The organism is Acidobacteriota bacterium (assembly GCA_035471785.1).
In the GTDB taxonomy this organism is placed as follows: domain Bacteria; phylum Acidobacteriota; class UBA6911; order RPQK01; family DATIPO01; genus JANQFM01.
Window position 1 is genome coordinate 164,834 of the sequence record DATIPQ010000005.1, and the last position, 14,121, is coordinate 178,954.

At 62.1% G+C, this 14,121-nt stretch carries 9 protein-coding genes; 3 read left to right on the forward strand and 6 right to left on the reverse strand.

Features of this window, described 5'->3' with window-relative positions:
- Window positions 1-3: 3 nt before the first annotated feature.
- The 4 genes from VLU25_01015 to VLU25_01030 all read right to left on the reverse strand — a co-directional run bounded on the left by VLU25_01015 (window position 4) and on the right by VLU25_01030 (window position 5,080).
- Complete coding sequence (locus tag VLU25_01015; GenBank protein ID HSR66496.1) at window positions 4-1,431, reverse strand: NEW3 domain-containing protein; 1,428 nt, start codon at window positions 1,429-1,431, stop codon at window positions 4-6.
- Window positions 1,432-1,508: 77 nt separating this feature from the next.
- Window positions 1,509-2,246: an ABC transporter ATP-binding protein gene (locus VLU25_01020; protein ID HSR66497.1), complete on the reverse strand. Its 738-nt coding sequence runs from the start codon at window positions 2,244-2,246 to the stop codon at window positions 1,509-1,511.
- 15 nt (window positions 2,247-2,261) lie between these two features.
- The gene (locus VLU25_01025; protein ID HSR66498.1) at window positions 2,262-3,557 is read right to left on the reverse strand and encodes an ABC transporter permease; all 1,296 of its coding nucleotides are present in this window, start codon (window positions 3,555-3,557) and stop codon (window positions 2,262-2,264) included.
- A 5-nt stretch (window positions 3,558-3,562) separates the two neighbouring features.
- Window positions 3,563-5,080 (reverse strand): ABC transporter permease subunit, encoded by a 1,518-nt coding sequence (locus tag VLU25_01030; GenBank protein ID HSR66499.1) that lies wholly within the window; start codon window positions 5,078-5,080, stop codon window positions 3,563-3,565.
- A gap of 81 nt (window positions 5,081-5,161) precedes the next feature.
- Here VLU25_01030 and VLU25_01035 point away from each other — a divergent pair, with 81 nt between their 5' ends.
- The 3 genes from VLU25_01035 to VLU25_01045 all read left to right on the forward strand — a co-directional run bounded on the left by VLU25_01035 (window position 5,162) and on the right by VLU25_01045 (window position 8,865).
- The gene (locus VLU25_01035; GenBank protein ID HSR66500.1) at window positions 5,162-5,302 is read left to right on the forward strand and encodes a hypothetical protein; all 141 of its coding nucleotides are present in this window, start codon (window positions 5,162-5,164) and stop codon (window positions 5,300-5,302) included.
- Window positions 5,303-5,378: 76 nt separating this feature from the next.
- On the forward strand, window positions 5,379-8,084 hold the full coding sequence (locus VLU25_01040) for an ADOP family duplicated permease (protein ID HSR66501.1): 2,706 nt from the start codon (window positions 5,379-5,381) through the stop codon (window positions 8,082-8,084).
- A gap of 448 nt (window positions 8,085-8,532) precedes the next feature.
- Window positions 8,533-8,865, forward strand: coding sequence for a TfoX/Sxy family protein (locus VLU25_01045; GenBank protein HSR66502.1), 333 nt, complete (start codon window positions 8,533-8,535; stop codon window positions 8,863-8,865).
- 362 nt (window positions 8,866-9,227) lie between these two features.
- On the opposite strand, the gene VLU25_01050 is transcribed toward VLU25_01045, so the two are convergent.
- Window positions 9,228-11,018, reverse strand: a complete 1,791-nt coding sequence (locus VLU25_01050) for an endonuclease/exonuclease/phosphatase family protein (GenBank protein ID HSR66503.1) — start codon at window positions 11,016-11,018, stop codon at window positions 9,228-9,230.
- A 456-nt stretch (window positions 11,019-11,474) separates the two neighbouring features.
- Window positions 11,475-13,880, reverse strand: coding sequence for an ABC transporter permease (locus VLU25_01055; protein HSR66504.1), 2,406 nt, complete (start codon window positions 13,878-13,880; stop codon window positions 11,475-11,477).
- Window positions 13,881-14,121: the final 241 nt, after the last annotated feature.

Sequence of the window (14,121 nt, forward strand, 5' to 3'; positions counted from 1 at the left end):
CGGTCAGCGCTTAGCGATCTTGATGCCGGAGGCGACTAAGACGGCAACCACCGCCAATAAGAGCCCTACAATGGAGGCGGTCTTCCACATTTCCACCGGGGCCTGCATCCGAATTCGCAGAACCTTGTCCTCGCTCTCGACGGCTTTGTTGTCCGCGAAAGCCAGGGTTTCGATTCTGATGTTGTAGTCTCCCACCGAGCCGGGCGACGGCGGAAGGAAACGAAGCCGCACCTGCTGCTGCCGGCCCACCTCCAACTGCGGGAGCAGTTCTGGACTACTCTCTACGATCCAATCGGGCGGTGTCTCGACGTTTAGCCGAATGTTTTCCAGCCTGCGCGTTCCCGAATTGCGCACCTGAACTGACAAATCCAGAGCCTCTCCGACTTGAATCTCACGATAGAGATTCGAGGCCCGCACCTCCAGCTTCCCGACTCCCTTGGGAGTGATCTCAAGTTGGATGGCGCCCACCCCCATTGACCAGACTTCACCCGGCTGGTAACGCCGCTCACCGTCAAGGGCGGCGGCTTGGTCTTGGGTTTGAAGAACGACCCAGAAGGGGATGGACTGGTCCACCGGCACCTTCTCAGGATCTACTATCTCCGGTAGGGAGATGCGAAGCGCCAGGGCTTTGGTGGTTTCACCTTGGGCGAACCGTATCTGGCGGAGGCGGGTCGTTGATTCGGCGGAGGAAAGGAACTGGCGGTCGAATTGCGAGGGCAGGTTGACCACGCTTATTCGAAAGGTGCTGCCGACATCGGTGAAGCGCTCCAGGTTGAGATCGTAAACGGCCTGCGTACCCAGGTTGGCCTCCTGAGAGAACTGTCGGGAGCGGATGTCCACGACATTCGCTGACGCGTCCTTTTCGAGCACCACTTTGTACTCTTCCACTTTGCCCGAGTACTTCAGGGAAACGAGAACCTCGTCGACGTCCTTCAACAAAGAGAAATCAAAGACGTGGTCTTCTCCAACAGCCAACTCGGGCAGGAAGTGCTCGTAAGGCTTGGAGACGATCGAGCCCTCCTGGTCCTCCAGAGAGGCGAAGAGGTTCTTGAGTTGCCTCAGTTCGAGCTGATCGGGAATCGGGACTTCCTCCTCGACGATTCCCAACTGACGGTAATCCAGATTGGCCCCGGAAGTGTTTCTCACGGTCAATGCGACCCGCGAGCCGCCTCCTTTGGTTCTCGATTTGACGGCTGAGACCACCGTCAGGTCGGGCAACTCGGAAAAAAGTCCCAGGAAAACTCGCTGGTAGGCAATCTGGGCTTGGCGAACAGAAGCCTCGGCGCGCGTCAACTGGGACTCCGAGATGATTCCCTCATCGTAGAGCTGCCTCTGGCGGTCGAACTCGGTCTTGGCCTGGATCAGCGCAAACTGAGCGGAGCGCAGGTCGAGGAGCTTCTGCTGCTCTTGAAAAGCTTCCTGGGGTTGCACTCCGAGACTCAAGCAAATCGAGAGATTGCATACCGAGAAAAACCATATGACCGCCCCCGTGAGCCTGCTGGAATGTCTCATGAGATTGCGGCTCTCCCCTGGCCCATATAATCGAGATAGATTTCTTGCAGATCGACGGTCTCCAGTTCACTCCCGTCAAGTTCACTGAGCAAGCGGCCATCCTTCATTATGCCCACCCGGCTAGCCACCGCCTTGACCCTGAAGATGTCATGTGTGCTCATCAAGATCGCTTTTCCTTCCTCCCTAAGCCTCCTGAGGATTTCCAGGAACTCCATTGCCGCCTTGGGGTCTAGGCCGCTCGTCGGTTCGTCCAGGAGAATAACGGGGGCTTGTTTCACTAATGCCACAGCGATGCCCAGTTTTTGCCGCATTCCCTTGCTGAAAGAATGTACGTTGCGTCGAAGTGCCTCATCCTGGATCCCGACTTTGCGCAGAATGCTGCGGCACTGCTGGCGGTCAAGCGGCTGGCGGGCGAGTTGGGCGAAGTAGCGCAGATTCTGAACGGCGTCAAATCCACCGTAGAGCATAACGTTCTCGGGTACGTAGGCAACATGCTTCTTGGCTTCCAGGGGGTCGGCGTGGACATCGATGCCGGCCAGCAAGGCTTTGCCCGAGGTAGGCCTGAGGAAGCCCAAGAAGAGGTTAATGCAGGTGGTCTTCCCAGCGCCGTTCGCGCCTAGCAGGCAGTAAATCTCATGATCCTGAACGCTTAGAGTGAGTCGGTCCAAGGCCAATGGTGCTTCGGGCGCGTAGCGTTTGCTCAGGCTTTCGGCTCTTAGCTGTGGCTTGCTCAAGTCTCCTGATCCTTCCTACGTCAGTTGCAGGCGTGCCAGCACGACAAAACAGGCGAAGTAGCCCAGCAGCGAGAGCAGAAGCAGGCCAAAGAGGAAAGGTAGGCAGGATGCGATACGGGCTCCCGAAGAGGGGCGGGACTCCTGGAAAACCTCCCCTTGCACTTGCCCCCCGGTTAGATTCATATTCTTGCTCCGTTCCCAGAGTCGCTGCATGTAGCTCCGAATCTGTCGCAAGAACCTGTCGTGGCGCTCCAGCCCCCCGTCGGAAATAGCCTCGACAGACCGCCGGTAGAGATTGAGCGGAGAGGCGATGCCGATCAGTCGGGCCAACCCTACTTGCTTGAGAACGGTTTGCAGATGTTCCCGCTTAATCGTCCTGCGTTCCTGGCGGAATTGATCCAGAGAGCGCTCCATAGTGCCCGCGTCAGGCGAGTTGCTGAAGTTCATGCTCCGCTGATGAGCCTCTCGTACTTTGTCCTCCACAGTCGTCCTTTGCTTAGGGGTGTAGGCCAGCGTGGCGGCGCTGCGCGAGAGCCCCGGCAAAATCAAGACCAGGGTGAACCAGAGAAGCATGCCAAGGATTAGGGAAACCGAATTCGACCGGGAAAGAGCGGAGAGGGCGGCCGCCGACACCAACAGCGCAGTTAGCAGCAAGGCACAACTAAGCAGGGCGGTTAAGTACAAAAGCAACTCATCCAAGCCGACTGGCACCGCGGCGGCGATCAGTATCAGAACACCGATGCATGTTCCGAGCAGCACGGGCAGGCACAATGCCGACAGCGTGCCCAGCAGCTTGGCAGCCAGCCAGCTGGCTCGGCTGAGAGGGTTGACCAACACCAGTTTAAGAGTTCCCTGGACCAGCTCTCCGGAAACCAAGTCGTATCCATGCAATATGGCGGCCAGGGAAAGACAATAGGTAACGACGAAGATCCAGTCGATATGCCTGGGGTAGGGCGAGAGCAGATTCTTCTCCACGATGAACTGTTCCCGAGTCTCGTCTTCCACCAGATTGAAGTGCACTTTGGCCGGGATTAGCCTCTCTTCCCCGAAGTTGATGACCTCCACGCTGTCGACACCCTTGACGACCTCCATGGCTATAACACGGATTTCGGTAGGTAAGCGCATCTCGCTGAAGCTCTGGCGGAGATCGCTCATCATGCGGTCATGCTCAGACCCTTGCCGGTGGTAATGGCCTGTGAAGTGAAGCGAGGAAAGTGTGAAGAGCGACAAGGCCAAGCTGCTAAGAATCCAGTATCGCGCCAGCCTCATGTTGCGGCTGATCTCGTGAAGCATCATTGTTTTGAAGATCATCGACACTACCTCGGATCATACCTTGAACCCAAAACAAAGGTGGCGAAAAAGAGCAGAAGCATCAGAAAAGCCAGGTAGCCGATGCCCAGGGTCAAAGCTACGCGGTCTGGCCCCAGGCCTGTACGAGCCCGGTCGAAAAGTTCCAGATTCGGAATCAGCGAAGGTTCGATTCTCTCTTCTTCTCCCAGGCGCAGAAAGAACTTGTCTGACAAGAAATAAGGGGACTCGGTGAGACGAGTATAAAAGCGATAGGCAGTCTCTTGCAGCCAGGCGTGGAATCCACTGACTGCGCCGGCGCCTGAACCGATTCCTTCAGCGGTGACGGTCGAGAGCAGGGCACTCGGCGAGAGCAATGCCGCGGCCCGCGTGAAGCGAATTTGCTCAATCATGCGCTGCCTTCGGTCCTGATAAAGGCTGCGCAGTTCGTTCACAATGCGATTTTGGCGTTTCAACATGTCGGGAAGGCCCGATTTCATTCTGCCTTGAAGAGCAGCGTCAGCCCGATCAAGCCAGAATTCGCCTTCGCGGGTTAGATGGAATTGCCAATTGTCGTGACGGAAGAGAAAGTACCGGCGCCCGGGCTTTTCAACGTCTTGGCGCCTGAAAACAAAAGTGGCTCCAGTGGCTTGCTTGATGAGGGCACTGTATTCGAGCAACAGGTCGGCGTGCAGCAGACGTTCATTCTGGGCGAGCACGCCGTTTGGCGGGGACGGCGCGGCCCAACCGGCTGCTTCCAGGCCGAGACTTGGTACAAGAACCATGCTCGCCATCCAGAAGGTCAGCAAGACAAACAGAGTATTGGCGGGTTTGTGCGTCACGAGCGAAGCCAACATCGCGATCTGCAGGTGAATGAGGCCATAAGCAGCAACAGCGGCGAAGAAAAACCAGAATCCGACCCAGTCCGAGGTCTGCATGGCACTTCGGATAGCGGGCGACGAGAGGAGGACTCCCAGACTGACGAGGAGCATGGTTGCCAGTGGCGCGGCGAGGGCGATCGACAAACCAGCCAGCTTCCCGGCAATAAGTTTCCACATTGGCAATGAGTTCGACATGACGATCTTCAAGGTCCCGCTCTCTTTCTCTCGCGAGAAGCATCCATAGGCGAATAGGAAAGGAACCAGACTGAAGAAGATGGCGCATAGGGTGGCCATATCGAAGGGCGGGAAAAAGTAGCCGAGCCACGATCCGTCTTCTCTTCGAGGCTGCATCCGGGGCGGGTCCAAGCGCGAGAAGGAGACCTGAAGACTGACTTGGTCCGTTATTCCTCGATTGAGGAAAGAAAGCGGCGGAGGCGGAACCGAAACCACCAAGGGAAAGCGGGCCAAGCCGGGAAGTCGGCTCACTTGGTCGGTCAGCGCAAGGCGATCATGTAGAAAACGCCCCCGTTCTTCCTCTTGAATCTCAATTAAAACCAGAGCCGCAGGGAGAGCCGTAATCAATATGGCTAACACGGAGCCAAGCAAGAAAAAGTTCCTATACAGGACTTTGATTTCGTGAATCGCGATGTGGAAAATGAGCTTCATTCCAGACTCTCGACGGCCATCCTGGACCCCTGTTCCACGGGTCTGGCAATTTAAGGACAGGCTAGCAAATTTGTCAAGAGCATGGCGGCTGAGAAGTACCTGACCATTGCCTCTCGTCAGTCCCAGCCGCCAAAGACTATGGAGCAGCAGGTCGTCCCCCGCCGGGTGGGAGGCGCATCCTTGCGGCCCTCCTTCGCCAAGGCTATGGAGGGCTGGCAGTGAACACCTCGAAACACTTAATCGAGACGCCACTTGAGTTTTCGGTCTGAAGGCGGGATATACTCTTGGGCGGACGTCCATGAGAGTCAGACTTAGGCATCGAAAATTGGCGCAGGTGCTGGAAAAGAGCCGCATCAGCCAGAACGCCTGGGCGCTTCGCATGGGGATCAGCCGGGGGCACTTGTCCAACCTGGTCAAGGGCCGCCACCGCTATCCCGAAGGCGACACCCGGCGCAAGCTGCTGCGCGCCACGGGGCTCGAATTCCAGGAGCTGTTCGCCGTCGAGAACGTCAACCGGCGCGGCTTCGGACTGGCCGCTCCCAGACAACGAGGAAACATCATGGACTCCTGGATGCAAGATCTCCGCTTCGCCCTGCGCAGCCTGCTGCGCAGCCCGGGATTCAGCGTCGTGGCCCTGCTCACGCTGGCCCTGGGACTGGGCGCCAACACCGCCATCTTCAGCGCCGTCGAGGCCGTCTTGCTGCAACCGCTGCCCTTCAGCCAGGCCGAACGGGTGGTGACGCTGTGGCAGGACCAGTCCAAACAGGGCGAGCCCAAGGAGTTCGTCTCCCCCGCCAACTTCGTGGACTGGCGGCGCATGGCCACCTCCTTCCAGCATTTGGCTGCCATCGAGCCCTACGGCGTCGATTACCTGGACGGCGAGTTTCCCCAGTCCTTTTCGGCGGCCCAGGTCAGCGAAGGGTTTTTCCAGGTGCTCTCTACACGGCCCCTGGCGGGACGGCTCTTCCAGTCCGACGACTATCGGGAAGGGGCGCCCCAGGTCGTCATCCTGGCCGAAGCCGTCTGGAAGGGGGCTTTCGCCGCTGACCCCTCGATCGTAGGCTCCGCGCTGCGCTTTGATGGAGAGTCTTACCAGGTGGTGGGAGTTTTGCCCGCCGACTTTCAGCCGCGGGTGCTGGGACGTGAGTGGGGGGTGTGGATGGTGCGTCCGGAAAAAGAAGCCGACTTGCGCATGCGCAGATCCACCTACCTGGGGGCCGTCGGACGCCTGCGCCAGGACGTCAGCCTTTCCCAGGCCCAATCCGAAATGGACGCCATCGCAGCCCGGCTGGCCGAGCAGTATCCCCGCTCCAACACCGACGTGGGAATTCGCCTGGAGCCGATCAGCGATCACCTGCTGGGGCCCAGCCGTCCCCTGCTGTGGCTGCTGCTGGCCGCGGTGGGATGCGTGCTGCTCATCGCCTGTTCCAACATCGCCGGACTGATGCTGGTGCGTCACCATTCCCGCCGCCGCACGCTGGCTCTGCGCGGCGTGCTGGGGGCCGGACGCAGCCGCATTCTGCACCAGCTTTCGCTGGAAAGCCTGCTGCTGGCGATCAGCGGGGGATTGCTGGGCTGCCTCATGGCCCGCTGGATGCTGGGGGCCTTGATCGCCGTCACCCCCTCGGACGTCCCCCGCCTCGATCAAGCCGCTATCCGTCCCTCGGTGCTGCTCTTCGGCCTGGGACTGACGCTTCTGGCGGCTTTGCTCTTCGGCGCCTGGCCGGCCCTGCGCGCCTCCCGGGTGGACTTCCGCGAAGCCCTGCAGGAAGCCGGCGGAACCGCCACCGAGTCCGCCGCACGCCTGCGCGGACGCGCTCTACTGGTCACCGCCCAGGTGGCCCTGGCCTGCGTCCTTCTGGTGAGCGCCGGACTGCTGCTGCGCAGCTTCAGCGCACTGATCCAGCTCGATCCAGGATTCGGAATCGAGCGCATTACGGCCCTGCAGATCTTTCCCACCGACCGCTACGACACGACGGCCAAGCGCGTCGCCTACTACCGCCAGAGCATCGAGGCCTTTCAGGCCTTGCCCCAGGTGGAAGCGGCGGGCCTGGTTTCCTCCCTGCCTCTCAGTCAGGGACGCCTGGTTCCTCATTTCATCGATCCCGGCGTGGCCAAGGCCGGGAGTCCGCCCGAGGAACTCGGCGACGCCCCCACGGCCCTCATGACGGCGGCCTCACCGGGCTACTTCGAGACCATGGGCATCCGGCTGCTCAAAGGACGCCTCTTCTCCTACCGGGACAGCGAGGGAGACATCCCGGCGCTCATTAACGAAACGATGACCCGCCGCCACTTCGGGGACGGAGAAGCGCTGGGCCAGCGCCTCGACGTGGGTTACGGCCAGGGATTTACCATGCAAGTCGTGGGTATCGTGGCCGATGCGCGGCAGACGTCGCTGGACGCGCCGGCCCGCGCCGAGTTCTACCTGCCCATCCACCGCTTCCCCTCCTACGCCGTGACCTACGTGGTGCGGGGACGGGAGAGCGAGACGGGTCTCAGCGAAGCCGCGCTGCTACCCAGCGTCCAGCGCGCCATCTGGGCTATCAACCCGGCTCAGACCATCTACGCCAGCGCGGACATGAGCGAGCTTTACGCTGCCTCGACGGCCGTGCGCCGCTTCGCCCTCCAACTGGTGGCTGGATTCTCGGCGGCGGCGCTAGGACTGGCCTTGCTGGGGCTTTACGCGGTGCTCAGCTTCAGCGTCCGCCGCGGACGCCGCGAGATCGGCATCCGCCGCGCCTTGGGAGCGACCTCCTCCTCCATCCTGGCCGGCGTCCTGCGCCGCTCGCTCTCCATGACCCTGGGGGGGCTTGTGATGGGCTTGGCCGCCGCCCTGCTCTTGACCCGCTACCTGCAAACGCTGCTCTACCAGGTGACGCCCACCGACCCCGCCACCTTCGTCTTCATCGCCTTGCTTATCCTTCTCTGCTCCCTGGCGGCGGCCCTAATCCCCGCCCTGCGCGCCACCCGAGCCGACCCATTACGCGCTCTGAGAGCGGACTAATTAAGGGCCTGCCCTCCATAGCTTTAGCGAAGAAAGGCCAGGCTGATCAGAAAGGGAATGAACATGCAGCAGCTATGCATCTCTGCGCGTGCGACCCCTCCTCGCCGCGGTCCTCGCTCTGCTGTCTGGCCTACCTCCACCAGGCCTACGGCAAGGAATCGGTCATGAAACTGGCCTACTGCGGCAAACCTCACAGCCTGGCTCTCTACCAGGAGATCTTCGGCAAGGACTTCGAAACGCTCGAGTCCGAGTGGAAGTCCCATTGCTCGAGCGCTAGCAAGCCCAATCCGACGCCGACCAGCAGTCCCGGGCCTACCGCACCTAGGCCCCCGTTGCCTACTTTAAGATCTGCCGTCCAGGGATGGATTTCTGATCGACCACAGGCGCTAAACGGGCTACGCTCTTGGCACTCGGGTGCGTCATGCGGGCCCGTCCAAGGAGAGTCCAAATGCCCTATGATCAACGGCTGGCCGAGCGGGTGCGCTGGTTTCTCAGAGAGCGTCCTGGCGTCAGCGAACGCAAGATGTTCGGAGGCCTCTGCTTTATGGTCAACGGACATATGTGCTGCGGTGTGGCGGGTGAAGACCTTGTGTTGCGGTTAGGCGAGGAACGGGCGGCCGAAGCTCTTGAGCGGCCTCATGCCCGGCCCCTGGACTTCACGGGGCGTCCTATGAAGAGCATGATCTATGTTTCTTTGGCGGGGCTGGGGAATGAAGAGTCGCTTGGCGGGTGGCTTGAGCAGGCGCTGGCGTTTGTGGGAACTCTGCCATCCAAGGGATAATTCGCCACGTTGGTCCGTTCCCTCCATCGCCGCAAGGATGCGCCTCCCACCAGGCTTGCTACAACCTGCTTCTTCATGTTTTTCGGCGGCTGGGACTGGCGAGACGACCCTCCTATCCCCATCTCCACTCGGGGCTGCGCATCCTTGCGGCGATGAAGGTAACGCACGGGACAGCAACCTACTGCCCCCGGCGTCGTAAAACAGCTCCACAACTTCAACCACCCATTCCCAGCCCCCGGCTGGGGATAGTGCTGAGCGTCTGGTCAGTTCCAGCCGCCGAAGACTATGGAGCAGCAGGTTGTGCCAAGCCTGGTGGGAGGCGCATCCTTGCGGCGATGGAGGCGGTGGAGCAAAAGGGCAAGCTACTGCCCGCCATCGTAAAACAGCTCAACAAACTCAAACACCCAATTGCCAGCCCCCAACGCGTCTGAAAACTCGGTGATGACCAGCCGCCCCGTCCCCGCCCGGCTGCCGACGTAGCGTCCGGGCGTAGCGTCCCCGGCGGGATTGGAGAAGCGGTCAAAGTCAGTGCCGTCGGTGGACTGCAACTGGAAGCTGTGATTGGCGGGCGTCGCGCCCGAGGGCACGAATCCGCCCACAGGATCGCCTTGTTCGTCCAACAGGCGAAAGCGCTCGTCGCCATTGATGAGCGGAAATCCGTCTCCTCCGCCCACCTCATGACCGTTGAGATAAACCACGCCCGAGGGCAGGGGGCCCCAATAAGACTCAAACTCCTGGCGGCTGGCCTTGCGTCCGATGACCAGGATGGCCCCCGCGGACAACTTGGCGCCCTCGGGAAGGGTCAGCGCCGCGCTGGTGCCGCTTTGCTCCACCGTCCATCCCGAAAGGTCGAGATCCTGGCCCCCGGGCGGAGGCGAATCGTCGTCGGTTTCACCGCGCAGGTCGATGCGCAGGGCGGCTGGCTGCGAGTCGCTTTCCAGCACCAGTTGGGCCGAACGCACCTCTCCGTCGTTGGATGACGGGTTCCAGGTCACCATCAGCGTCGCGCCGTCACCGATGGGTCCGGTGGAAGGGCTTTGCAGCGCGAATTCCCCGGCGTGCTCTCCCTCCACCGAGGCGGCCGTCAGCCGCACCTCTCCTGCGTCGCCGTCCTCTCCCAGCAGCCTCAGGGTCAAGGACCCGTCGGCGAAGGGACCGTCGCCGGCATCGCGCAGCCCGAAGTCGATCTCGCGGGGGTCGCTGACGCTCCAGCGGTCCTGGCCTCCTCCGGGGCTGTCCGCCGGCAGCAGGAAGTCGCGGATCACCGCCATATGCTGGAACTGCAGGAACGGTTCGGGATTGCTTCCCCCGCAGTTAAAGGCCTGCACGGGAGGAAAATGGGTGTCGTGCTGGCTCTGGCTGTAGCGCGAGGGATCGAAGACGAATCCGTCGGGAAATGACTCGCCGCCCGCTTCCACGGTGACTTCCAGGACGTCCAGGTCAGAGTCGGCCAGAACCCAGTCGTAGGGCTTGTTGCGGTTGCAGTTGGTGTCGCCGTCGTTGTCGGCGTCCTGGGGGAAGGGAGCCGCGATGACCACGTGGCTGCTCAACTGCTGCAGGAAGGGTTCACTGCGGTTTTGGGCGTTGAAGTCTCCGCCGATCACCAGGTAGTCGCCCGCCGGGACGGGGTGGTCGCGGATGGCTTCGGCCAAGGCCCGGGCCTCGTTGCTGCGGCGCGTGCGCTCCTCGCCGGAGCCGCCGGCTTTGAGATGAACGCTGACGGCCCATAGATCGGTGTTGCCGGGGAGATCGATTCTGGCGTAGACGAAGTCGCGGTTGGACATGAAGGGGTCGTCCCACTCGTCGCATTCGCTGATGGGCCAGCGGCTGATCACTCCGTTGGGGATGGGGGAAGATCCGCTGGCGGCCTCGCGGCAGAAGTGATATTCGCTGCCGAAGACCCGGTCGACCCAGGCTCGCAGGGCGCTCTGGCTGTCGCTTCCCTCCAGGTTGAATTCTTGTATCAGCACCACGTCGGGCTTGAGGGCCTTGAAGATATGCTCTCCTGGGCCGTCCTCGGGGTAGCTTTGATGCGGTCCGCTGGAGGTATTGGCCGCCATGATCCGCACCCGCACCCCGTCCTGCCCCAGCAGGGGAGCGCATGACAAGAAGACAATCGCAAAGGTGGAAGTAATCCAGTTAAAACGACCCACGGCAACCTCCTCAGCATGGATATCGAGATGGACTTACCTGATTAACGAGGCAGAGGAGGCTTTTCTCTCAGGGAGCCGGTGGCGGCAGAGAGCTTTTTGGGGCACTTCCTCCATCGCCGCAAGGATGCGCCTCCCACCAGGCTTGGCACAACCTGCTGCTCCATAGTCTTCGCCGGCTGGGACTGACGAAACGCTTCACCCATCACCCGCCCCTTGGGGATTGGAGTAGTAGTGGCGAAGCCGGCGCATCCTTGCGGCGATGGAGGCAACCGGAAGGGACAGCAACCTACTGCCCGGCGTCGTAAGACAGCTCAGCGAATCCAAACACCCAATCCCCAGCCCCCGGCTGGGGACAGTGCGGAGCTTCTCGTACGTCCCAGCCGCCGAAGACTACGGAGCGGCAGGTTGTAGCAAGCCTGGTGGGAGGCGCATCCCTGCGGCGATGGAGGCAGTGCTTCACTCCGCCCGAAGCGCCCGCACGGGATTAGTTCGTGACGCCCGAAGCGCCGGCACCAACACGGCGCCGGTGGCGATGAGTCCCAGCAGCACGATCCCCGCCGCGTAGACCAAGGGATCGGTAGGACTGACCTCGGCCAGAATGCTGACCGCCGTCCGGGTAAGAGCCACGGACAATCCCAGGCCGATCACCAGTCCCGCGACGGTAAGCACCACCCCCTGCCGCATCACCAGCCGCAGGATGTCCTGGCGGCAGGCTCCCATGGCCATGCGCACGCCGATTTCCTGTGTCCGCTGGGCGCTGAGGAAGGCGATGACCCCGTAAATCCCCACCGCCGCCAACAGGATGGCGGCCCCGGCGAAAATCGCCAGCAAGGTGGAGATAAAGGCCCGCGTTTCCAGCGATTCGGCGGCGATTTCACGCAGCGGACGGATGTCGTTGACCGGCAGCTTGGAGTCCAGCGCCCACATCTGTTCCCGCACCGTCTCGGTCAATGCCAGCGGCTCGCCTTGGGTGCGTATGAACAGCGCCTGGATGCCGGGCCAGGTCACCTGCCGATAGGGGACGTAGAAGACCGGATAGGTCTCGCGGTCGCGCCCTTGCAGCTTGACGTCCTCAACCACGCCCACCACGGTGCGCAGCACGTCCTCGTCGCGCCAGGAGCGGATGCGCTTGCCCAGCGGATCCTCTCCCGGAAACATGCGCTCGGCCAGCAGCTTGGAGATGACGGTGACCGGCACGCTCTCGGCGCCGTCGCGCGAATCGAAGGCGCGTCCGCCCAGCAGGTCGAGTCCTACGGTGGAAAAGTAGTCCTCGCCCACCGAACTCCACATGGCCAGGTACTCGGGTCCGTTAGGGGGCATGGGGGCGCCTTCTTCCAGGTGGGCGCGGAAGACGTAGGCTCCTCCGCCCTGGAAAGGAATGACCGAAGCTCCGCTGACGCCCTCGATGCCGGGGACTTGCTCCAGCCGCTGGGAAATCTCGCGGTAGAAAGCGTCGCGCTGGGCCTTTTGCGGATAGCGTCCCGAAGGCAGGCGCAGCCGCACGATGAGCATGTTGTCAACCTCGATGGCGGGATCGGAGGCGGCCACTTTAGCGAAGCTGCGGATCATCAGTCCGGCGCCGATCAGCAGCACCAGCGACAGGGCCACCTGGGCGGCGGCCAGCAGCGAACGGGTGCGGCGCGATCCTCCCGTGAGGGCTTGGCGTCCGGCGCTGTGAAGGGCCTGGGCCAGGCGTCCGCGCGAGATCTGAAGGGCGGGGACGAGTCCGAAGGCGGCGGCGGTGGCGAGTCCGAGGAAGCCGGCGAATAGCAGCACGCGCCAGTCGAGCGAGGCTTCCGCCACGCGTCCCAGGTTTCGCGGGAAGGCCAAAAAGAGGTCGATGCCGCCCAGCGCCACGATCAGGCCGAGTCCGGCGCCGGCCAGCCCCAGCAGGGCGCTCTCGGTCAAAAGCTGGCGGATGATGCGGGCGCGTCCGGCGCCCAGCGCCATGCGGACGGACATTTCGCGCGTCCGGTCGGCGGCGCGGGCCAGCAGCAAGTTGGCCACGTTGACGCACACGATCAGCAGCACGAAGAGCACGGCGCCGAAAAGGATCCAAAGCACCGTCCGCAACTGTGGATCGGCTATCCAGTCGCTCAGAGTGTAGAGGGTGGCGGAGTATTTTCCGCGCTGGTCGGGCAGCTCTTGGGCGATGCGGGCGGCGTGGGCCTGCAGGCGGGCCCGGGCCTGCGGCACGGTGACGCCCGGGGCCAGGCGTCCGATGGCGCGCATGTTGAAGTTGTCTCGTTCCTGCAAGGAAGGCGGCGGCGGATCGGAGACCCGGTTGGAGAGCCAGTATTGCAGTCCGGTGGGCCATACGTCCTCGGGATCGACCACGCCGATCACCTCGACCCGGTACCCGCTCATCTCGATGATGCTTCCGACGACGTCTTCTTGGCCGCCGAAGCGCGTCTGCCACAGTCCGCTGCTGATGATGACCGACTGGTTGTCGCCGGGCAGGTATTCCTCGGGCTGGTAGAGGCGTCCGATGACCGGCTTGACCTGAAAGATGCGGAAATACCCCTCGTCGACGTAGATGCCCCGCACCGTCTCGGGATCGCCTCCTGTGGTCAAATCGGCCGTGCTGAAGCTGACCACCGACAGGTCCTGAAACAGGCCTTCTTCCTGCTTCCAGTCCTGGACATCGGGATAGGCCACGGTAAGGCGGTCTTCGTTGCGTTCGGTGTCGACACCGGCCGGAACCACGATCCTTTCCGCCTGCGGATAGGGCAGCGGCCTCAGCAACGCCGCGGAGATCAGCGAAAAAATCGTCACGCTGGCCCCGATCCCCAGCGCCAGCACCAGCAGGGCCGTCAAGGCCACGCCGGGCCGCCGCATCAACGAGCGAATTCCGTCACGCACATCCAACCAAGTCCTCTGCCACATACTTCCTAGTCCTCTCCCAGTCCTCGGCTTTCCCCGGCGAAGAAGAAAGAGAGCCTCCCTGGCCCATGTCCTCAGTCTCTCCCGCCCAAACGAAGCGACCAGCGAGCCGGCTTCCTTCCAATACCACCGCCGCGCCTGCGCCTCCCCCCAAACCCCCTGCACCCGCTCAAACTCCTCATCCAACTCATCCAACACCCACTCCCGCACATCTCGAGGC